At 45.7% G+C, this 21,810-nt stretch carries 19 protein-coding genes; 9 read left to right on the forward strand and 10 right to left on the reverse strand.

Annotated elements, in window-relative coordinates; translation table 11 throughout:
- Window positions 1-613 precede the first annotated feature (613 nt).
- Window positions 614-844, reverse strand: a complete 231-nt coding sequence (locus tag E0D70_RS10615) for a hypothetical protein (protein ID WP_133012267.1) — start codon at window positions 842-844, stop codon at window positions 614-616.
- 169 nt (window positions 845-1,013) lie between these two features.
- Window positions 1,014-1,973, reverse strand: coding sequence for a class 1 fructose-bisphosphatase (locus E0D70_RS10620; RefSeq protein ID WP_133012268.1), 960 nt, complete (start codon window positions 1,971-1,973; stop codon window positions 1,014-1,016).
- Between the two features lie 147 nt (window positions 1,974-2,120).
- On the opposite strand from E0D70_RS10620, the gene E0D70_RS10625 reads away from it, so the two are divergent.
- The gene (locus tag E0D70_RS10625) at window positions 2,121-3,092 is read left to right on the forward strand and encodes a zinc transporter ZntB (RefSeq protein ID WP_133012269.1); all 972 of its coding nucleotides are present in this window, start codon (window positions 2,121-2,123) and stop codon (window positions 3,090-3,092) included.
- A gap of 48 nt (window positions 3,093-3,140) precedes the next feature.
- On the opposite strand, the gene rpiA is transcribed toward E0D70_RS10625, so the two are convergent.
- Window positions 3,141-3,812 (reverse strand): ribose-5-phosphate isomerase RpiA, encoded by a 672-nt coding sequence (gene rpiA, locus E0D70_RS10630; RefSeq protein ID WP_133012270.1) that lies wholly within the window; start codon window positions 3,810-3,812, stop codon window positions 3,141-3,143.
- Window positions 3,813-4,093: 281 nt separating this feature from the next.
- Between rpiA and ilvA the strand changes: the two genes are divergently transcribed.
- From ilvA to E0D70_RS10645, 3 genes are all read left to right on the forward strand, one after another.
- Window positions 4,094-5,599: a threonine ammonia-lyase, biosynthetic gene (gene ilvA / locus E0D70_RS10635; RefSeq protein WP_133012271.1), complete on the forward strand. Its 1,506-nt coding sequence runs from the start codon at window positions 4,094-4,096 to the stop codon at window positions 5,597-5,599.
- 137 nt (window positions 5,600-5,736) lie between these two features.
- Entirely contained in the window at window positions 5,737-7,470 is a 1,734-nt protein-coding gene (gene argS / locus E0D70_RS10640; RefSeq protein WP_133012272.1) for an arginine--tRNA ligase, read from the forward strand.
- Window positions 7,471-7,713: 243 nt separating this feature from the next.
- Window positions 7,714-8,571, forward strand: a complete 858-nt coding sequence (locus E0D70_RS10645) for a DMT family transporter (RefSeq protein WP_133012273.1) — start codon at window positions 7,714-7,716, stop codon at window positions 8,569-8,571.
- Between the two features lie 126 nt (window positions 8,572-8,697).
- On the opposite strand, the gene E0D70_RS10650 is transcribed toward E0D70_RS10645, so the two are convergent.
- From E0D70_RS10650 to E0D70_RS10675, 6 genes are all read right to left on the reverse strand, one after another.
- Window positions 8,698-9,321 (reverse strand): ubiquinone biosynthesis accessory factor UbiJ, encoded by a 624-nt coding sequence (locus E0D70_RS10650; RefSeq protein ID WP_133012274.1) that lies wholly within the window; start codon window positions 9,319-9,321, stop codon window positions 8,698-8,700.
- A gap of 61 nt (window positions 9,322-9,382) precedes the next feature.
- Window positions 9,383-9,760 carry a gamma-butyrobetaine hydroxylase family protein gene (locus E0D70_RS10655; RefSeq protein WP_207923248.1) on the reverse strand — a complete coding sequence of 126 codons (378 nt, stop codon included), beginning with the start codon at window positions 9,758-9,760 and terminating at the stop codon, window positions 9,383-9,385.
- 27 nt (window positions 9,761-9,787) lie between these two features.
- A complete protein-coding gene (hslU, locus tag E0D70_RS10660) occupies window positions 9,788-11,110 on the reverse strand; it encodes an ATP-dependent protease ATPase subunit HslU (protein ID WP_133012276.1) in 1,323 nt (440 codons plus the stop codon).
- A 15-nt stretch (window positions 11,111-11,125) separates the two neighbouring features.
- Window positions 11,126-11,692 (reverse strand): ATP-dependent protease subunit HslV, encoded by a 567-nt coding sequence (gene hslV, locus E0D70_RS10665; RefSeq protein ID WP_133012277.1) that lies wholly within the window; start codon window positions 11,690-11,692, stop codon window positions 11,126-11,128.
- A gap of 100 nt (window positions 11,693-11,792) precedes the next feature.
- A complete protein-coding gene (locus E0D70_RS10670) occupies window positions 11,793-12,425 on the reverse strand; it encodes an SPOR domain-containing protein (protein WP_133012278.1) in 633 nt (210 codons plus the stop codon).
- A gap of 43 nt (window positions 12,426-12,468) precedes the next feature.
- Window positions 12,469-14,700 carry a primosomal protein N' gene (locus E0D70_RS10675; protein WP_133012279.1) on the reverse strand — a complete coding sequence of 744 codons (2,232 nt, stop codon included), beginning with the start codon at window positions 14,698-14,700 and terminating at the stop codon, window positions 12,469-12,471.
- A 258-nt stretch (window positions 14,701-14,958) separates the two neighbouring features.
- Here E0D70_RS10675 and rpmE point away from each other — a divergent pair, with 258 nt between their 5' ends.
- The 3 genes from rpmE (at window position 14,959) to E0D70_RS10690 (ending at window position 17,401) form a co-directional block, all read left to right on the forward strand.
- Complete coding sequence (gene rpmE, locus E0D70_RS10680; RefSeq protein ID WP_133012280.1) at window positions 14,959-15,174, forward strand: 50S ribosomal protein L31; 216 nt, start codon at window positions 14,959-14,961, stop codon at window positions 15,172-15,174.
- An 8-nt stretch (window positions 15,175-15,182) separates the two neighbouring features.
- Window positions 15,183-15,959, forward strand: a complete 777-nt coding sequence (locus E0D70_RS10685; RefSeq protein WP_133012281.1) for a thermonuclease family protein — start codon at window positions 15,183-15,185, stop codon at window positions 15,957-15,959.
- 173 nt (window positions 15,960-16,132) lie between these two features.
- Window positions 16,133-17,401, forward strand: a complete 1,269-nt coding sequence (locus E0D70_RS10690) for a malic enzyme-like NAD(P)-binding protein (protein WP_133012282.1) — start codon at window positions 16,133-16,135, stop codon at window positions 17,399-17,401.
- Window positions 17,402-17,582: 181 nt separating this feature from the next.
- On the opposite strand, the gene E0D70_RS10695 is transcribed toward E0D70_RS10690, so the two are convergent.
- Complete coding sequence (locus E0D70_RS10695; protein ID WP_240537067.1) at window positions 17,583-20,015, reverse strand: penicillin-binding protein 1A; 2,433 nt, start codon at window positions 20,013-20,015, stop codon at window positions 17,583-17,585.
- A 153-nt stretch (window positions 20,016-20,168) separates the two neighbouring features.
- On the opposite strand from E0D70_RS10695, the gene E0D70_RS10700 reads away from it, so the two are divergent.
- Together E0D70_RS10700 and E0D70_RS10705 are read left to right on the forward strand one after the other, a co-directional pair.
- Entirely contained in the window at window positions 20,169-21,131 is a 963-nt protein-coding gene (locus E0D70_RS10700) for a hypothetical protein (RefSeq protein ID WP_133012283.1), read from the forward strand.
- Window positions 21,103-21,807 carry a hypothetical protein gene (locus E0D70_RS10705; protein ID WP_133012284.1) on the forward strand — a complete coding sequence of 235 codons (705 nt, stop codon included), beginning with the start codon at window positions 21,103-21,105 and terminating at the stop codon, window positions 21,805-21,807. The genes E0D70_RS10700 and E0D70_RS10705 overlap by 29 nt, the downstream gene beginning before the upstream one ends.
- Window positions 21,808-21,810: the final 3 nt, after the last annotated feature.

A 21,810-nucleotide genomic window follows, 5' to 3' on the forward strand; every position in this document is an offset into this window, starting at 1 on the left:
AGAAGTGAAAAGCGTCATCGCCGATGGTAGTGTGGGGGATCCCATGTGAGAGTAGGTCGTCGTCAAGCTTATAATTAAGAGAAGCCCCATCCTGCTACGCAGGGTGGGGTTTTTTCGTTCCAGTGCATAATAACCTCACACCCGTGTGGGGCTCTTATGAAGGAACGCATGTGAGAGTAGGTCGTCGTCAAGCTTATAATTAAGAAAGCCCTGATAGCTAACGCTGTCAGGGCTTTTTTTTGTCTGAAATAAGTCGGGAAAAACACAGGGCTCGATCTAGCCCTCCCCCTGGCAAGGGGGAGCTGGAGGGGGTGTTTTTTGGGTCTTGTCGCTCTGAAAGCAGTGCTTGTGTAGAGTATCGGACGTTTCTTGTTCTTCCATTTGCTTGCGCCTGTCTCGTCCCTCGACGCGTCAGCAGCTCTCTAAAAGGTACGGAAAAACAAGAACCTCTCACACTGATTGCACAGAATAGGCAGGGTCAGACCCCTTAAACAGTCTCACAGCGTCCAACCAACCACATCACTCGCCGTTTAAGGGCTCAGACCCTCGTCGTACAAGAGCCGTACCTCGTCGTAACCGACAAGCTAGCCAACACCAATCGATCTTGTGGGTGTTACTCAGCTGCAAAAGTCGCCTCTTGGTCTTGTGGTAAAAGTCGTTTCTTGTTCTTCCATTTGTTTGCGCCTGTCTCGCAAGCTCGACGCGTCAGCACAAATGCAAAACAAGAACCTCTCAGACTGATTGCACCGACTCGGCAGGTCGTGCTTAGCGAGATGACGTATTTATTTTTCGATGAACGCACGGCTTGCCTATTCGATACGGATAAATTACTTACTGAGCTCATAATTTTCCGCAAACGTGGCGTTATTTATCATCCATAGCATAGTGTTAAATTTGGTTTTATGAGCCTGTATCGATTTACTCTTATCCATAAAAAAAGACGCTTTCGCGTCTTTTTCATTTTAATAAAACTATCCACATTGAGCTAAAATTCACTCAATATTTTTTAGCTGTTAATAACTTAGGCACTTATCCACTTCATTTGCGGCGCCGAGTATGACGGCGACACGTTGATGGATGGCGGTTGGTTGGATGTCCAGAATACGGTCTGTATGGGTATGGGCTTTACCACCGGCTTGTTCTAGTAGCATGGCCATTGGGTTGGCTTCGTACATGAGGCGAAGTTTGCCTGGTTTGCTTGGGTCTTTTTTATCCCATGGGTAAATAAAGATACCGCCACGACATAGAATACGATGCACGTCGCCGACCATAGCAGCAACCCAGCGCATATTGAAGTCCTTGTTTCTGTTGCCTTCTTTACCTTTTATTAGGTCATTGACGTAGTTTTGCATGTGCTCTGACCAGAAACGTTGGTTTGACATGTTAATGGCAAATTCTTGAGTTTCTGGTTGGATGGTTACACCTTCTTCGGTTAGCAAGAAGGTGTTGGTTTTCGGGTCTAGGGTAAACATGTTTACGCCATTGCCTGTGGTCAATACCAACATGCTGGAAGGACCGTAGAGTACATAGCCAGCGGCTACTTGTTCTTTACCTGGGATCAAAAAGTCTTGTTCCGTGGCTGGGTTATCCCCAGTTTGGCGGTAAATGGAAAAGATGGTGCCAACCATGGCGTTGATGTCGATGTTAGAAGAGCCATCAAGCGGGTCAAAGGCGATTAGGTATTCGCCATTGGTGTTTGCTGGCACAATGTCCTCTTCTTCTTCTGAGGCGATAGCACGCACTTCAGGGCACGCTCGTAAGGCGTCTTTAAGCATGTCGTTGGAAATAACATCGAGTTTCTTTTGTTCTTCACCTTGGACATTCTCATTTCCAGCCATGCCTAAAATACCAGCAAGTGAACCTTGTTTCAGTACGTCAGAAATAGCAACGCAGGTATCTGTCGTTTGGATCAGTACCGTTTGGAGCGAGTCTGCAACGGAGCTGGATGCTAACACTTGAGAAAGGTTTTGCATGGTCTGAAATATCCTTGTTTTTAGAGGTTATGGAAATTATGCCACCCTAGGGGGAGAGTGTCAGCTGAGTCTGTTAAATGCTGTGAAATAAATAGGGAATAATCGACTTTTCGGATAATCTACGCAAAACGAGCTTAGGAAAATGCTATGTCGGATTTTATTATTCACCACTTAGAATTAAATGGTCAGGGTGGCGCTACGGCGTTGGATCATCATAAGCTACCAACGCAGGTGCCGAAAGAAGGCAGTCGTTGGGTGCATATTGATTTTAGCAAAGGCGATGCAAGGGGCTGGCTTTCTGATATGGAAGATATCCCTGAGGCGGTGGTTGATGCTTTGTTTGCGGACGAAACTCGTCCACGCTCGACTAAAATTGGCCAAGGTGTGTTGGTTACTTTACGGGGAGTGAATTTAAACCCGGGTTCTAATCCTTCTGATATGGTGTCGTTGCGCTTGTGGGTTACGCCGCATTTTATTATTTCTAGCCGTCGTCGACGTTTGTTGTCTGTGCAAGACATAGTGCAAGATCTAACGAATAACGAAGGACCGATTAATACTGCGGATCTGATGGCGACGCTCACCCAAACCCTAACCAGTCGAATGGCGTCGGTGATCGATGATTTAGAAGATGAGTTAGCTGAGTTAGAAGAAAATCTGATCCAAAATAACGTGGAATCTGACCAACGTAGTACCTTGGTTCAGCGCCGTATCGAAACCGTTCGATTACGTCGTTTTCTGGTGCCGCAAAAAGAGGCGATACAGCGTTTGGCGGTGGAGTCTCAAACCTGGCTTACCAAAGAGCAAGTGGTGTTAATACAAGAGTCGGCAAATGATATTACCCGTTATGTGGAAGCACTAGAGTCGCTTCGTGAGCGTTGTTTGTTTATGCAGGAAGAGTTCGTTAACTTGCAGTCTGAGAAGATGAACGCGCGCATGTATGTGTTGTCGATTCTATCAGGTATTTTCTTGCCATTAGGATTTCTAACGGGTTTGTTCGGCATCAATATTGGCGGTATGCCGGGGACAGGAAGCGGCGCAGCTTTTTGGTTGTTCTGTGGTGCTTTGACGATTCTTGGCGTAGGGCAGTTTGTTATTATGCGAAAAAGTCGCTGGTTTTAAGCAGCGACTTTTCATTTACTCTTGCTGGTAATAAGCGTCGTATGGCGCTTATTTTTTCAGCGTTTTCACGCCTTCTTTTGTGGCAAGTAGCAACACATCGGCAGAACGTTTAGCAAATAGGCCGTTGGTGACGACACCAACAATGCCATCGATACTTTTTTCTAGCGCGATGGGGTCTAGAATTTCAAGATTGTAGATATCTAGAATATGGTTGCCGTTATCGGTTACCACACCTTCACGGTAGACAGGGTCGCCACCAAGTTTGACCATTTCTCTGGCAACATGGCCACGAGCCATCGGGATAATTTCTACTGGCAATGGAAAATCGCCCAAGACGTTCACCAGTTTCGACTCGTCGGCAATACAGACGAACAATTCACTGCAAGCCGCGACAATTTTTTCGCGAGTCAATGCTGCACCGCCACCTTTAATAAGGTGCAAGTGGTGATCGGACTCATCTGCGCCATCAACATATACACGAATTTCAGACACGCTGTTCAGCTCATAAACAGGAATTCCGTGACTTTTTAGGCGCTCAGCAGACGCTTCTGAGCTGGCAACGGTACCGTCGAAGATATGTTTATATTTGGCTAATGCATCGATAAACAGATTAGCGGTAGAGCCGGTACCAACGCCAACAATAGTATCGTCTTCTAGCATTGGTAGAATGTATTCAACAGCCGCTTGTGCAACCGCTTGTTTAAGTTCGTCTTGAGTCATGCTTCTAGCGCCTTTTTTTATGTTTTATGCAGGGCTATTTGGTGAAAACAGCCGCCTCTGAAGGGGGTCATATTATAAGCCTATTGATTAGGGAATGTTAGCCTGAAAAAAACAGACAATTTGTCGATTTGCTACGCTTTTAATTACCCGTAAAGGGGCATCTGTCTTTGCGCGAAACAAGGCGAAAGAGTATATTTCATGTTCCGTTTTTTTAGATGACTAATGTCTGTGATTCGATCTTCTTAATCGACACCGGCTTAGTAATTCGCTTAGGAAGCATTATGCCCCATACCATGATCAAAAAAATTCTACAGGCTCGCGTATATGACGTTGCCGTAGAAACACCACTGACTCGCGCCAATCAATTGTCTAGTCGATTAGGTAATGAGATTATTTTGAAGCGAGAAGATTTGCAGCCTGTGTTCTCGTTCAAGATTCGTGGGGCATACAACAAGATTTGTCAGTTAACCGCAGAAGAGCGGGCTCGTGGCGTAATTGCTGCCTCCGCTGGTAACCACGCGCAAGGTTTGGCCTTGGCCGCGAAAAAGCTGGGTATTCAAGCGACCATAGTCATGCCTGCCACGACCCCAGAAGTGAAAGTGAATGCCGTGCGTAATCACGGTGCTGAAGTCGTATTGTTTGGTGATGCGTTTGATGAAGCCTCTGAAAAATCGCGTGAAATCATGGAGCAGACAGGTCAAGTTTACGTACATCCTTTTGATGACCTAGATACCATCGCCGGACAAGGCACTATTGGCATGGAAATTTTGCGCCAGCACGAAGGCGACATTGATGCGGTATTTATTCCCGTTGGCGGTGGCGGCCTGATTGCAGGTGTATCGGCTTACATTAAATACCTGCGTCCTGATATCAAAATCATTGGGGTAGAGCCTAAAGACGCAGCCTGTCTAAAGGCCGCGTTAGAAAAAGGTGAACCAACACGTTTGGCTACTGTGGGTATTTTTGCTGAAGGCGTTGCCGTGGCTGAAATCGGTAAAAACACGTTTGAGATTGCGAAAAACACCGTCGATGAAGTCATCACCGTGACCACAGATGAAATGTGTGCCGCGATCAAAGACATTTACGACGACACGCGCGCGATTACTGAACCAGCGGGAGCGTGTGCGCTTGCCGGTTTGAAAAAGTACATTGAACGAGAAGGGGCGAAAGGCCAGACGTTAATCGCCATTAATAGTGGTGCTAATGTTAATTTCGATCGCCTGCGCCATGTATCTGAACGTGCCGAGTTGGGCGAAAAACGCGAAGCAATTATCGCGGTTAAAATCCCAGAAGCGCCGGGCAGTTTCAAAGATTTCTGCCAAGCGTTAGTCGGCCGTAATATTACCGAGTTTAATTACCGTTATGGTAGCGACCAACAAGCGGTGATTTACGTTGGTGTGGCATTGGGCGGCAGTCCTCATAGTCGTCAAGAATTGTTGGAAGATCTTAAAGATTACGAGATTATCGATCTTACGGACGACGAAACGACTAAGGTGCATGTGCGTCATATGATTGGCGGCCATTTGCGCAGTGACAAGGGCGAACTCTTGTACAGTTTTGAGTTCCCAGAACGTCCTGGTGCCTTGTTAAAATTCTTAAATACCTTGGGCGGCCAATGGAATATTTCTATGTTCCATTACCGTAACCATGGCGACGCTTATGGACGTGTCTTAGTGGGTTTGCAAGCGGTGGGTGAAGAAACCGATGTGACGCATTATTTGGACGAACTTGGCTACCCTTACCAAGATGAAAACAACAATGAAGCGTGCAAGCTGTTCTTTCGCTAAAAACGGGAAAATCGGTTATCATTACCGGACTTTAATTTTCTGAATTCAGCCCTCTGTTTGTGAAAACGATCAGAGGGCTGTGTGATTCTGGCACTCGCTCTGAATGAGCGGATTGCCCTCTGTTTAAAAGGTCTTCTGTGAATATTCAAACCCTTCTGAATCAACGTATTCAAGCGGCAATGGTCGCAGCGGGTGCGCCTGATGGCTCACCAGCCCTTGTTCGTCAATCTGCCAAAGTGCAATTTGGTGACTACCAAGCCAATGGCATCATGGGCGTGGCAAAAGCGCTTAAAACCAATCCTCGTGCGCTAGCACAGGAGGTTCTTGAGAAACTGGATCTGTCTGATGTGGCGGAAAAAGTAGAAATCGCGGGACCGGGTTTTATCAATATCTTCTTGAAAGATATTTGGCTAGGCAAAGAGTTAGCCAAGCTACGCAGCAGCGATCACCTAGACATTGATACGGTAGCCTCTCCAGAATTGGTCGTGGTGGATTACTCTTCACCGAACCTTGCGAAAGAAATGCACGTAGGTCACCTTCGCTCGACGGTTATCGGTGATGCGGTTGTGCGTACGCTGGAGTTTTTAGGCCATACTGTTGTGCGTCAAAACCACGTTGGTGATTGGGGCACACAATTCGGTATGTTGTTAGCCTACATGGAACGTTTGCGTGCTGATAACACGGAAGTCAGCATGGCGTTGTCTGATCTTGAGACTTTTTATCGTGCTGCAAAAACCTGTTTCGATGACGATGAAGCGTTTGCTAAGCGCGCTCGTGAATTGGTTGTTGAGCTGCAATCGGGCAACGAAGAATGCTTGGCATTGTGGGATGAGTTTATCAATATCTCATTAACGCACTGTGAAGAAACCTACAAGATGTTGGGTGTGTCTCTAGAGCGTCAGCATGTGATGCCAGAAAGCGCTTATAACGATGATTTGGCGAATGTGGTCAATGACCTACAAGAGCAAGGCTTGTTGAAAGAATCGAATGGCGCACAATGTGTGTTCATGGAGGAGTTTGCCAACAAAGATGGCGAAATCACGCCTGTTATCGTACAAAAAACCGGTGGTGGTTTCTTATACGCGACCACAGATTTGGCGGCAGTACGTTTTCGTCAGCATACCTTGAATGCAGACCGTGTGTTGTACTTCGTTGATGCGCGTCAGTCATTGCACTTCCAGCAGATTTTTACTTTGTCGCGTAAAGCAGGCTTTGTAAAACCAGCGACACAATTGGAACACATGCCGTTTGGTACTGTGATGGGCAGCGACGGTAAACCGTTTAAAACCCGCTCTGGTGGCGTGGCGAAATTGTCGGCGTTGTTAGAAGAAGCTCAAGAACGAGCGTATCAATTAGTTGCTTCTAAAAACCCAGAGATGAGCGAAGAAGAGTTGCGTAACATTGGTCGTGTGGTGGGTATTTCTTCTGTGAAATACGCGGATTTATCGAAAAATCGTACCAGTGATTATGTGTTCAACTGGAATACCATGTTGAGCTTTGAAGGCAACACAGCGCCTTACTTGTTGTATGCTTACTCGCGCATTGCCAGCATAGTAAAACGCTCAGAAATCGACGTTACGAGCTTAACTGGTGACATTGCCGTAGTAGAAACGCAAGAGCGTGCACTGGCTGTGAAATTGTGTCAATTTGAAGAAGCGATTCAGCAAGTGGCCAACGATGGTATGCCGCATTTCTTATGTGCGTACTTATACGATTTGGCGGGTACCTTCATGACTTTCTACGAAGCGTGTCCAATTCTGAACGCCGAAGAAGACGTAAAAAACAGCCGTTTACAATTGGCATTGAATACCGCAGCGACCTTGAAGCAGGGTTTGGCGTTGTTGGGCATTGAAACATTAGAGCGCATGTAACGTTCGCGTGAACCTTGTTTTAATCCGTAAGTTGCTTGATCAGTAATTTGTTTGATCAGTAAAGAGTTTAATCCGTAAATGAAAGGCGCTCTCTTCTCAGGTTGGCGCCTTTTTTTATCATTAGCAAAATAGATAAGACGCGGTACAGGTCGCTTGGGGCAATCAAATATTGTCACCCAGTACATTACATGTGCTTGATGACTTTGTTGCTCCTACATTTAGATAATAAGGTAAGGAATATAAATGGCGTTTCTTTATGGGCTTTTGGTGTTGATTTGGTCTGCTGGGTTTATCACTGGCAAGCTTATAGTTGGCCAAATTGACCCGAATGTGTTTCTGAGTATTCGCTTTTTCTGTGCCGGATTATTGTTCCTGACGATCGCCTTGATACTGCGCCGACCTTTTCCTAAATTGAAAGAGTTACCGAAACATATTCTCGCCGGTATGCTGATGAATGGCTTTTATCTTGGCTTTGCCTATGTCGCGATTGCCAAAGGCTTACCAGCCGGAATGATGGCGCTGATAGGGGCGCTACAGCCGGCATTAGTGACGATACTGGCGTTTTTATTGATCAAAGAGAAAACGTCTTTTAGAGGGATTGTTGGCATACTCGTAGGTATGTTCGGTCTACTGATGGTGGTGAGCCCAGCATTGGAATTGAATATGAGTCATGGCGGTATTACGGGGCTTACTTTAGGGCTGGCTTGTGCGGCGATACTGGCACTTTCGCTGGGCGTGACTTATCAGAAAATGTCTATTTCCTCTTCAGATATTTTTAGTTCCATGGCGATTCAAAACCTAGCAGCCAGTGTCGTGTCCTGTGGCTTTATGCTGTTTCTAGGTGAGCACTTGTTTGTCATAGAATGGCAATCGTTTGCGCTGGTAGCGTGGGGTGTTGTGGTGCTGTCGGGTGGTGGTGTGTTCTTAATGGTGTGGCTGCTACGAAAAAGCAGAGCGTCTCAGGTATCGACGTTACTGCTACTTGCTCCACCATTGGCAGCGATAGGCAGTTATTTTATATTCGATGAAACCATGACGCTGATACAGCTTTCTGGTTTTGTTGTCACCATTGGTGGTGTCTATTTAAGTAGAAAGGCTTGAGTCGGAAGGCTTGAGTCGGAAGGCTTGAGTCGGAAGGCTTGCATTGAATTGAGATAGAACAACGCTTACGTTAAGTAAAATCTAAGCGTTTCATCGTCTGGTAGAGTGAATTCCCCAGAAATCAGTTTAAGAGTGTTTGCGCTCTATGATTCGTAGCTTGGCTTCAGCGCGATCCAGAGCGGTGCCGAGTCTTTCAATGTCGTCGACGAAGGTTTCAAACTCAATCTTACTAGGCAGTAATTGGCTGTTGGTTTGCAAGTGTTGAACCAACTGCAGCTGTAGGCTGGTAGCGGTTTCTTTGTGCCAAGACCATTGCTTACGCAATAAGCGTGCGAGAGCCGAGGCAGGTAGATCACCAATGTAGTCAGCGAGCAATCCTTCCCAATCTAACTCAAAGTTTTCCATCACTTTATGCAAGGTCATTAGCGCTTGAGCGTTGCCTTGAATACGTAAATCACCATCAAAGAATCCGTCGCCTTCTAGTAGCTTGCGATAAGCTGAACTTGGCCCTTGGACGAGTGTGTCTAAACGCGGATCAAGCTCGACTTCGTCAAGGCTTTCTGGACGATGCAGCATGACGCCGACTTCTAGAATATGAACTTGTAGAATCAAAGAGAAGTCTTCGACATAAAGAAAAACTTGCTGACCAGCCAATTTACTAAGACGTGCTTGCGAAGGATCATCTTGCTTAAGAGCAAGGTTAATGGCGTGTTCAATCGCGCTAATAGCAGACAGGCTAAGGGAGCTCATGTTAATTCCTAATGATATGAAGCGATGCTGGTTGAAAAGCTTAGGGGCTGAAAGTGTGTGCCTAAAGCTGATGCAGCTGAATGACAGAAGTGTCCCGCGTCTGGCCTTCTTTTTCAAGGCGGTCTAGGTACATTTTCCAGAGTTCGTCGTAGTTTTTGCCGAGGTTATACAGATATTCCCAGGTGAAAAGGCCGGTGTCATGACCATCGTTGAAGCTGATCTTGAGTGCATAATTACCCGCACCTTCAACATTTTGAATGGTGACGTCTTTTTTGCCGTATTGCAGGATAGGCATTTGCAAGCCATGGCCGCGCACTTCGGCGGAAGGAGAGTGAGTGCGGAGGTATTCCGCACTCAAACGAAAAGACTGATCATCGGTAAACGCCAGCTCCAATTCACGAGATTGCTTATGGTAATGAATCTTGGTTGGCGCTGGCATCATGATGTTCTGTCCTAATGGTAATGATTAAAGTATGTACTGGCTTAGGTCTTCGTTTTCGACGATGGCACCCAATTGCTCATCTACATAGGCAGCAGTGATGTCGACGGCTTGGCCATCTGGCATGTCGCTCGCGGAGTAAGACACCTCTTCTAGCAAGCGTTCCAATACCGTGTGCAGACGTCGAGCACCGATGTTTTCTGTACGCTCATTCACTTGGAAAGCAATCTCCGCTATACGGTGAATACCTTCTGTAGTGAAGTTGATGTTGATGTTTTCAGTCGACGCTAACGCAATGTACTGTTGTGTTAAGGACGCGCTTGGCTCAACCAAGATACGTTCGAAATCGTTCACAGTTAGTGCATCTAGTTCAACGCGAATAGGCAAGCGACCTTGCAGCTCAGGGATCAAGTCCGATGGCTTAGAAAGGTGGAAGGCACCAGAGGCGATAAACAAAATATGGTCGGTTTTGATCATGCCGTATTTGGTGCTTACCGTGCAGCCTTCAACCAAAGGCAGTAGGTCGCGCTGAACACCTTCACGGGACACTTCGCCACCAGAGCGCTCAGAGCTTTTTGCCACCTTATCGATCTCGTCTAAGAAAACGATGCCGTTTTGCTCTACGGCTTCTACCGCACGGGCTTTTAGCTCATCTTCGTTAACCAGTTTCGATGCTTCTTCGTCACGCACTTGGCGTAGCGCTTCTTTGACTTTCAGCTTGCGCTTTTTAGTCTTTTGCGAGCCCATGCTAGAGAACATATTCTGCAACTGGCTGGTCATTTCTTCCATGCCAGGTGGCGTCATAATCTCAACGCCCATAGGCGCGTCAGCAAGATCGATTTCAATCTCTTTGTCGTCTAAATTGCCTTCTCGAAGTTTCTTACGAAATGTCTGACGAGTGCTGTTGTCTTCAAGCTCTGGATCGCCACCACGAGCAGGCGGTAATAACACATCAAGAATACGGTCTTCAGCGGCGTCTTCTGCTTTATGGCGAAGCTTGCTTGTTTCTTGCTCGCGTAGCATCTTGACAGCCATCTCGACTAGGTCGCGAATGATGGATTCAACATCACGTCCTACGTAGCCGACTTCAGTAAATTTGGTTGCTTCTATCTTGATAAAAGGCGCGTTAGATAGCTTAGCTAAGCGACGGGCGATTTCTGTTTTACCGACACCGGTTGGCCCTATCATCAAGATGTTTTTCGGGGTGATCTCGGCGCGCATGTCTTCAGGAAGTTGCATACGACGCCAGCGGTTGCGTAGGGCGATGGCCACTGCGCGCTTGGCTTTTTGCTGGCCAATAATGTGATTGTCTAGTGCGTTAACCGTCTCTCTTGGGGTCATGCTGCTCATGTTGAGTTCTCTCGCTTATTCTTTGTTGGACGTGGCTGATTGGTCTTCAAGCTGTGGATCGATGGTGACTTCTTCGATGGTCAAGCTGTGGTTGGTGAAGACACAAATGTCGGCAGCAATGTTAAGGCTCTTTTCGACAATTTCTTTTGCACTAAGGTCAGTGTTGTCGATCAAGGCGCGCGCTGCGGCTTCTGCGTAGTTACCACCAGAACCAATGGCTAAGGCGCCATGTTGTGGCTCGACCACATCACCGGTGCCCGTAATGATTAGCGTGCTTTCTTTGTTAGCGACGATCAGCATGGCCTCAAGACGGCGCAATGCTTTGTCGGAACGCCAGTCTTTCGCAAGATCGACAGCGGCGCGTACCAGATGTCCTTGGTGTTTTTCGAGTTGTCCTTCGAAGCGTTCGAAAAGGGTGAATGCATCGGCGGTGCCGCCTGCGAAGCCTGCAATAACTTCACCGCGGTATAGACGACGCACTTTACGTGCATTGCCTTTCATCACTGTGTTGCCTAAAGAGACTTGTCCATCGCCGCCTACGACGACTTGATTGCCTTTGCGTACTGTAAGAATCGTTGTCATGGTCTACTCCAAATTCGATTCTAACAAGGTGGGGGCAGTTTGGAGGGTTTTCAAGCGAAACGCGCATACAGAAGTGTCTTTCACTTTGTATGCGCGAAGATTACTTAGATTGAGTCTCTTTTTTCACTTTATAGGAGTAGGACTCGATGCGCATATCGACCAGCTTATCTTCAATGTGGTTCATTTTAGAACGGTCATTGAAAGGGCCAATCACAACACGGTACCAAGGCTTGCCATCTTTAGTGCTAATAGTTTGGCGTACCGTGGTGTCTACCATGCCAGCAAGAATGAGCTTGGCGCGCATACGATCCGCGTCTTTCGAATTACGGAAAGAGGCCGCTTGTAGCATGTAATAAAAATCTTGTTCGCCACGTGGCTCGAACTGATAAGCATCAACGTGGCTAGTGTCCACTTTGCTGTCTTGCAGTATTTGGTAAAAATCAAAAGACTCTTTCTTTTTTACCTCGGCTTTTTTTGGCTCGACTTTCTTCGAATCAACTTTGGCCGTCTTTTTCTCTATAGGTTTTGAGTGAACGGGCGCTACTGGTGTGACGGTTTTTTTGTTTTTTACATGGCTTAACTGAGTGAGTCCATAAATGAACGCGATGAGAAGAGCGGGAACAATGAGCCATAGCCACCAAGGAGTTTTGCGCTTAGCGGGTGCTGGTGCTCGTCGGGTTGCCCCTTGTTTTGGGCGACTTTTTTTAGCTGCAATTTGTACAAAATCAAACATATTTTTGGCTTTTTAATAAACTACGCACATTATGCGGACTTGGTTAGTAAGTTTCCAGTGGATCTACGTCAATCGCAAAACGAATTCTATGTTGTCGAGTCGCTTTCTCTAACCAATCCGTCATCATCGCAGTGGCTTGATGCAAGGGGGCTCTACTGGATGATTTGATAGAGAGCAGGGCTCTGTGTTGTCCTGCTTTACGAACGATGATCGCGGTATAAGGGCCAACTAAAAATAATCCACTTGGAAAATAAGGTTCTAAATCATTTCTCATAGCACCAAGGAGCTGCATCGCTTCTTGTTCATTGCCGGATTCCGCTCGAATAATTACTTGATGATAAAAAGGCGGTAAAGATAAGCCTTTTCGTTCTGCTAAACCATCGATCGCAAAGTGTTCGTAGCCAAGGTTGCATAAACATTCAATCGCGGCATGATCTGGATGATAGGTTTGTAGCAATACATGCCCTGGTTTCTTCGCGCGCCCAGCTCGGCCAGATACCTGTGTGATCAACTGAGCGGTACGCTCCATACCACGAAAATCAGCAGAGAAGAGCCCAGCATCGGCGTCCATCACAATGACCAAGGTGACATTCGGAAAGTGATGCCCTTTGGCCAGCATTTGCGTACCAATCAAAATCGCTTGATCGTGCTCATGAATTTTCTGTGTTAATTGTGTCATCGCGGATTTGCGTTGCGTGCTATCACGATCTATACGCAAAATAGGAACGTGTTTGAACAGCGTACTTAGTTGAGTTTCTATCTGTTCGGTACCTTCACCAACCGTAAATAATTCTTCTGATTGGCATTCAGGGCAAGTATGAAGTAATGCTTTTTGCATGTCGCAATGGTGACAATGCAATTTATTCGCTCGCTTGTGAACGGTTAGGTTCACATCGCAATGATCGCAGCTGGCGATCCAACCACATTGATGGCACATAAGGGTTGGCGCATAGCCACGACGATTGAGAAACACTAACACTTGTTCTTGTCGAGCAAGGCAGAGTTCCATGGCAGCCAGCGCTTGATGACTAAAGCCGTTTACTAATGTTTGGCCGCGCAAATCGACGCGTTCCATTTTCGGAATCTGAGCATCCCCCGCCCGTTGGCGTAATTTTAACCAATAAAAGCGTTTTTGTAAGGCGTTTGCAAGGCTTTCAAAAGATGGTGTTGCAGAGGCGAGTAACACGGGAATATTAAGATTCTGTGCGCGTTTTATCGCTAGGTCACGGGCGTGATAACGAAAACCTTCGTGTTGTTTGTACGACGCATCGTGCTCTTCGTCGATGACGATCATGCCTAAATTTGGCGCCGGTATAAACGCCGCAGAACGAGTGCCAATAATCACTTTAGCGTGGCCACTAGCAGAAAGAAGCCAGGCGTCTAGTCGTTCTCGATCACTCATATTAGAGTGCATTAAAACAATGTCGGTATGCAGACGACTTTCAAAGCGTTTTAACGTTTGTGGTGTCAGGCCTATTTCCGGCACCATGACTAGAATCTGCTTACCTTTCTCGATTAGTTTTTCCATTACCCGTAAGAACACTTCGGTTTTCCCGCTGCCGGTCACACCATCTAATAAGGTGACGCCAAAAGACGAAGCGCTATCTAATAGATGATCGGTGGCGATACGCTGTTCTTGATTTAGCACTGGAGGAACTTGGGTTTGGAAGGAGTGCTTTTCGCCCGCTTTGTTAAATGAGCGTTGTTCGCGACGCAGCATGCCTTTTTCTTCTAGTGCTTTACCGGCACCAGGCGACAGAGATAATGATGAAATAGCATTTTGACTCATGCCATTCGGGTGTTGTTGTACGGCCTTTAAGAAGTCTTGTTGACGTGGCGCCCTACTGAGTGATTCTAGATCTGTCTGTTGTCCTTCTGGCGTGGTGAACCACCAGTTTTCGGTACGGAATTCAGCGCTTTCACCTTTGCGTAATAGCACTGGCAAGGCGTGAAATAGCACATCGCCAATAGGATGATGATAGTAACGTGCTGCCCATTCGCACAGCATCATCAGTTCACTCGGAATAACCGCTGACTCATCTTGTAATGAAGTGATGGATTTAAGGTTGTTCTCATCCCATTCACTGTGGTCGCTGAATGAAACAATGACGCCTAGGCGGCTGCTTTTACCAAAAGGGACTTTGACGCGCATCCCCGGTTGCAAGTCATGACGCATTGCCATGGCTTTCGGTATTTTATAATCAAATAAGGTTCGCATTGGCACAGGCAAAGCGACTTGGGCGAAAGGGTAGGGTGTCAGAAGAGCCTCTTGCATGCGTTTGTTGTGGCCTTATTGAGAGAAAATGGTCAGTGAGCAATACGCTTATTAGTGTACGTTACTCTGGGTATCGGGTGCGAGTGTGATTTTTTAGGGAAAGCACCATAAAAAGGTTGATGAATACCTATTTGAGTCCTAAAATACGCGCTCTTGGTACCACTGTACAATGTCTGTACAACGAATCGTGCGGTGCTTGACGAGGCGAAAGCCCTTATGTCGATCGAGTGGCGGCACACCAACTTTAAGGTAAATACAATGAAAAACGATATCCATCCAAATTACTCTGCAATTACTGCTACTTGTACTTGTGGTAACACATTGAACCTAAACTCAACGCTAGGTAAAGATCTACACGTTGATGTATGTAGCCAATGTCACCCATTCTACACTGGCCAACAGAAAATGTTGGATACTGGTGGTCGTGTTGATCGCTTTAACAAGCGTTTCGGAGCACGTCGTTCAGCTAAGTAATTGGCAGAATGAAAGTAATTGTTCAAAAAAAGCGCCAAGTTTTCTTGGCGCTTTTTTTGTTTTTGTCCTGCTCATTTTTATACGCTAACAACTTATGCCAAGCGTCTGGCTCAGTAGAACGAGCCCAAGTGAAGCGAGTGGTTGATGGCGATACTTTGTATTTGGTCGATGGTCGTCGAGTTCGTTTGGTTGGTATTAATACACCAGAATTAGACCATGAGCATGGCAATAATGAGCCCTTTGCGGTTGCTGCAAAGCAGCGTCTGACCCAGTTGGCTGGGCGCTATATCTACCTGCAACCCAGTAAAGACGGGCGTGACCGCTACGGTCGTTATTTATATTACCTCTTCGATAAAGATCGTATTTCATTATCAAGTCAGTTACTATCGGAAGGGCTTGGTTATCGTATTGCTGTTCCACCAAACCTAGCTTATCAAGCGTGTTATATGGCGTCAGAGCAATCCGCACGTGATGCGAATTTAGGTGTTTGGCAGCAATCATTACAATGGCGGCCACAAGCTGGCTTTGTAATAGCACGAGTGAAAATAACCTCTATTAGTCATAACCGAGGTGGCTGGTGGCTAGAGACTAACCAGAGTCTAGTGATCAATTTACCACCCAGTGCAGCAAACTATTGGCAGGCCCAGAAAGTGTTTTTTCTACAAGGCCATACTGTTGAAGTGCGCGGCTGGCAACATAAACGGAATAGTCGAAATTCGAAATATCAGTCTTGGGTACTTCCTGTGAAATATCCGAGTGACATTAGAGACATAGGCCCTTCGTAGCTTTCTTTGAGAGTATGAGCGTCTTTATTTAATGTGGATTATAACGCTTTTTGACATGAGACATTCCGACATAATACTAATAAGGAGTCGTTTCCAAAACTGCGGTTTGAGGAACAAGGCCCAAATTATAAGAATTTAATATTAAACACCAAATAATAGACGGAAACATCATAATGGCAGAAGATATAAAGCAAGCTGCACTGGATTACCATGAGTACCCAGTACCTGGAAAAATGAGCTCTACTATTACTAAACCAACGGCTACTGCCCGCGACCTTGCTTTAGCTTATAGCCCAGGTGTGGCTGAGCCTTGTCGCGAAATTGCAAAAGACCCAGAAGCGGCTTACCGTTACACGGGTAAAGGCAACTTGGTTGCCGTTATTTCTGATGGTTCAGCGATTCTTGGATTAGGTAACTTAGGCCCATTGGCAAGTAAGCCTGTTATGGAAGGTAAAGGTTTGTTGTTTAAACGCTTTGCCGGTGTGAACTCTGTTGATGTAGAAGTTGAATCTGAAAGCCCACAAGCTTTTATTGATACCGTTGCTCGTATTGCAAACACATACGGTGGTATCAACTTAGAAGATATTAAAGCACCTGAGTGTTTTGAAATCGAACGTCAGTTGATTGAACGCTGTTCTATTCCTGTCTTCCATGATGATCAGCACGGTACTGCGATCGTAACGGCCGCTGGTCTTTTGAATGCGCTTGAGCTTCAAGGTAAAGAAATTACTGACGCTAAAATCGTTTGTTTAGGCGCTGGCGCAGCCGCAACCGCTTGTATGAAGTTGATCATTGCTTGTGGTGCACAACGTGAAAATATCTTAGTTCTTGATCGTAAAGGCGTGATTCATTCAGGTCGTACTGATTTGAACCAGTTCAAGGCAATGTTTGCGATTGATACTGATAAACGTACTTTGGATGATGCGATTGAAGGCGCTGATGTTTTCATTGGTGTTTCTGGTCCTGATTTATTCTCTGGTGAACAGCTTAGTAAAATGGCTGCCAATCCAATCGTGTTTGCTTGTTCAAACCCAGATCCAGAAATTAACCCAGCATTAGCTCGCGCAACTCGCGATGATTTAATCATGGCAACAGGCCGCTCTGATTACCCAAATCAGGTAAATAACGTATTAGGTTTCCCTTTTATTTTCCGTGGTGCTTTAGACGTTCGTGCGACTAAAATTAACGAAGAAATGAAAGTGGCGGCGGTTCACGCATTGAAAGACCTTGCGAAAGAAGAAGCGCCTGCTGATGTGGTTGAAGCTTACGGTGGCTTGCCATTAAGTTTTGGTAAAGAATATATTCTTCCAAAACCAATGGACACTCGCTTGTTGAACGTAGTTTCAGCAGCGGTTGCACAAGCGGCAGTAGACTCAGGCGTTGCAACACTTCCATACCCAGCATTTTACCCATTAGAGAACCTAGATCACTTCGGTGGCTAAGGTATTTCTTTAAGTAAATAAATAGCAAGTACGGATAAATAAAAGGCGGTATCTCGATAGGGATATCGCCTTTTTTATGGCCTTTAATATGATTTGATCATCGGTTGGAAGTGTTCCACTCAAGATAAGAACACGAGTTTGGCGTGCTTGTCTTGAGTGTGATGCCTTTCTGGCAAGTAGATTAGAATAAGTTTTCTAGAGCATTATCCGTTTGCTTTTCTTGTTGAACTTCATTCCCTTGACCATTATCTGAATCCGTTTTACGTCGCGGAGGTATATGGTTTTTCCGGAATATTTCAAAAATTGCATTTTTCTGCCCTGGTTCTGCACGTTCCCCAGTTTTTGGGTCGATACGAACAGTGACTAAAGAAGACGGTTTATGGATATAGGATAATGGCGTGCCATCTAATGCGACACGCATGTAGTCTATCCACGTTGGTAAAGAAACCGAGCTACCAAAGGCACCTTTACCTAAGCTGGTGGAGTCATCAAAGCCGCTCCAAACGGTTGTCACTAGATTGCCATTATAGCCAGAGAACCAAGCATCTTTACCTTCGTTGGTTGTACCTGTTTTACCTGCAAGGTCGGCACGCTTCAAGACTAATGCTCGGCGTCCAGTACCATGGCGAATGACATCGCGCATCATGTCATAGATGATGTAATCCACTTCAGGGTCTAATTCTTGTTTGGCAACAGGACGATTCTGTACGCCTTGAGGAGTATTGAAAAGCCCAGTTTGTTGATCGCTGTCGGTGTTCTTATCCAGCAGGGTGCAAGTGCGACACACGGTTTCTGGATTTGCTTGAAATACGATCTTGTTATTTCTATCGGTAATGTGGTCAATCAAGTAAGGCGTAATTTTGTAGCCACCATTTGAAAAGACCGCATAGCCGGTTGCCATTTGCATTGGTGATACGCTGGCCGTTCCTAATGCTAATGACAAGTTATGTGGTAATTCGTCTTGGTTAAAGCCAAAGCGGGTTAAGAATTTGAGCGTAGGCTTAATGCCTAACTCTTGTAATAGCCGTACAGATACAATGTTTTGTGAGCGGTACAGGGCTGGTCTAAGTCGTGTAGGCCCATAGAACCGACCATTATCATTGGTTGGACGCCACGCTTTATCTAAATTTGAATCCTCAAAGACAATGGGTGCATCGTTGATGATACTGGCAGCAGTATAGCCATGAGCGAGTGCACTAGAATAGATAAATGGCTTAAAGCTGGAGCCAGGTTGGCGTTTAGATTGTGTGACGCGATTAAATTTATTTTCATAATAATTAAAACCGCCAACCAAAGCCTGAATGGCGCCATCTTTACTATCTAAAGAGATGAGGGCACTTTGTAATTTAGGTTTCTGAGTAAGGATCCAGCCAAGGTTAGCATCAGGGCGAAGGTCAATAATATCGCCAGGCACCATGATATCTGCCACTGTTTGTGGCGCTGGGCCTCGAGCATTGTCATTAATATAGGGGTTAGCCCATTTCATTGAATCCCAAGGTAGCGTGATTTTATCGCCATTATTAAGCAACACATCGGCGGTTTTGTCAGTGGTTGATAGGACTAATCCTACTTTCCATATGTGCAAAGTATTGTAGGCGTTAAGTGCCTTTTCTTGTTCTTCCAACGGTTCGTCGAGTAGCTTCAAGCGTGTTGCTATTGTGCCTCGATAACCGTGTTTCATATCGTAGCTAAGCACTCCATCGTTAATCGCTTGGTTGGCCGCAGTTTGGCGCTTAGAATTGATGGTAGTGTAGACGCTGAGGCCGTCCGTATAGAGTTTGTCGCCATAGGTTACATGAAGTTCTGAGCGGATCATTTCGGCCACGTAACCTGCTTCTACGTCAGGCGCCATGCCGTGATCTGTTGCTGTGACTGGGGCTTCTACGGCCTCTTGGTATTCTTTTTTGTTGATTGATCCAAGCGACAACATGCGTTGTAAAATCCAATTTCGACGTATTAACGCACGAGATGGATTGACGACAGGGTTATAGCTAGATGGCGCTTTAGGCAGGCCTGCTATCATGGCATATTGTGCTAGATCGAGATCTTTCAGTGTTTTACCGTAATACACTTGAGAAGCGGCTTCAAAACCGTATGCACGTTTGCCTAAGTAAATTTTATTCACATACAGTTCGAGGATTTCGTGCTTGGTAAGCTCTCGTTCCATTTTTAATGAAATAAATATTTCGGTGAATTTACGTGTAAACGTTTGTTGAAAAGAAAGGAAGTAGTTTCTTGCTACTTGCATGGTGATGGTACTACCACCGCCTTGAATTTTGCCTGTCGTGACGAGTTGAACGGCGGCACGACCTAAGCCCATGATATCGATGCCAGGGTGGTGGTAAAAATTACTGTCTTCGGCCGCGAGAATGGCATGCTCTAGCTGAGGAGGAAGTTGTGCATAGGTAATAGGTGTACGGCGTTGTTCACCAAATTCACCAATTAGTTTGTTATCTTCGGTGTAAATTCGTAGTGGGATCTGTAGTTCAATATCTTTTAGTTCAGCCACTGTTGGAATGCGATCTTTGACACTTTCGTAAATGCCAAAGGTGACCGCCGCGCCAGTAATCACACCAAATAGAGTTAAGAAAAAGAGAATTTTTAATACTTTCAAAATACAGATCCAATACAAACGGATGAAAAAAATAACATTATAAACAGATTGTGCTGTGCTTAGGTGATCAACTTTGCAGCAAATCGTGCTATCTTGCCAGTATTCGGTTAGGAAACCGAGACAATAAAGTGCTGATTACTTCAAGGATGAATCATGAAGCCAATATTCCCAGACTGTGTGGTCTTCTACTCAGTGTCTGAATGTCATGTGTATGATGTTAGCCACTTACCTGAAGGACTTCCATTTGACTCAGACAAAGAAAAATCACTTCCCAGCGATGTTCAAATTGACGCCATACAAGCGCAATTAGACCATGAATCTTTAGTAAACAAAAAACATATACTGATAGTAGTCCCCGACGCTTGGTTGTCTATATCTGAGCACCAACTTGATCACCCCTTATCAAAAAAACTTGCGCCACTTGCGGCACTGGCATTCGCGACTGAAACTACATTTGCACCGCCTGACTCAATTTTCTACTACTATCGAGTGACCAAGTTAAGCAAACAAAGCAGTCGGCTTAATATTGTGGCTTGTTCAAGAAATACCATGGAACATCTGAGTCTTCCTTTTCAAAAAAGTGCTAAATGCTCAGGCATTATTTCACAACAACAATGGCTTCAACGTCCACATCATCGTTTCAATCTCATTCTGTTATCTCATCAATATCTCGCGGTGTATCAGCCAGAAGAAAAGAAACAACAGAATGCTCGTAAGCGCTGGATTTGTTTAGTGTTGGCGAGCGTGGTGTTGCATGTCGCTTTCTTTGCGTTTTTTTATTCCATTAATACCGACTATGAGAACCAGCGAATAGAACAACAAACAGCTCAAGCGCAGCAAATAGTATTGCCAAAGCAAGGTAATATTTTTGTAGGTGCGGTATTAGCCACATTGCGGACAATGCCGCGAGAAGTACGTTTGTCGTCATTTCAGAGTAAGAATAATACGGCCTCTATACGATTGAGCCTACCAGAAGACACATTGCAACCTCTACTCACACAATGGCGTCAAAAACACCCAAATTGGCGATGGCAGATGAGCATCGTCCAATCGGGAGCGGGTTCATTAAAAACACAGGAGGTGATCGATGTGGACCTTATCGTTTCTACGTTCTAAGTCTTATCCCCCGCTGTCACGAACCTTGTTCCTTTTGTTGCTTATTTTGCAGGCGGGTTGCTGGTACCCATTGCTACAAACTTTATATCGTGAAAGCCACGATGATCAACGTCAGCAAGTACGGTTTGAAAAACAACGCTTAGATAGGATGCGCCAATCTGAGAAATTAGCGCAGGCTCGCTTTTTACAACACGATGGTATTGCTGCTCGTATAGTGAAGGCTAAGGAAGGGCAGATAACGCAATGGGCTATTCGCGGTGAAGCGTTGTTAACTCAGTGGCAGGTATTACAAGAGGTGATTCAAGAAAATGCGGCGCTTGGTTTAACCACAGTGGTGTGGTCTGCGAAGATGAACGGCCGCTGGCACGGGGACTTGGTCTTTGATGTGTTAGCGCCAAAACCCCAGCGTGCTTATCAAGATTGGTTGCCCGTTCGTTTACAGGCAATATCAAAACTGCCACATCATTGGGAGCTGGTTTCAACGATGACTTTTGAGGGTGAGGCATCAGCCTTGCTCTCTCATAAGTCATCAAAGCGTTGGGTTTCTAAGGGCGCTTGGCTTCCTATGTTAGGCATGACTGTTGAGCAAGTATTACTGGAAAGCGTGACGCTAGTGTCGATGTCAGGTGACACTTTTGCTCTTAACTTACGCCACCAAAATAGAGTGAAGGAGTAATTG

Source organism: Marinomonas flavescens (genome assembly GCF_004352835.1).
Taxonomy (GTDB): Bacteria; Pseudomonadota; Gammaproteobacteria; order Pseudomonadales; family Marinomonadaceae; genus Marinomonas; species Marinomonas flavescens.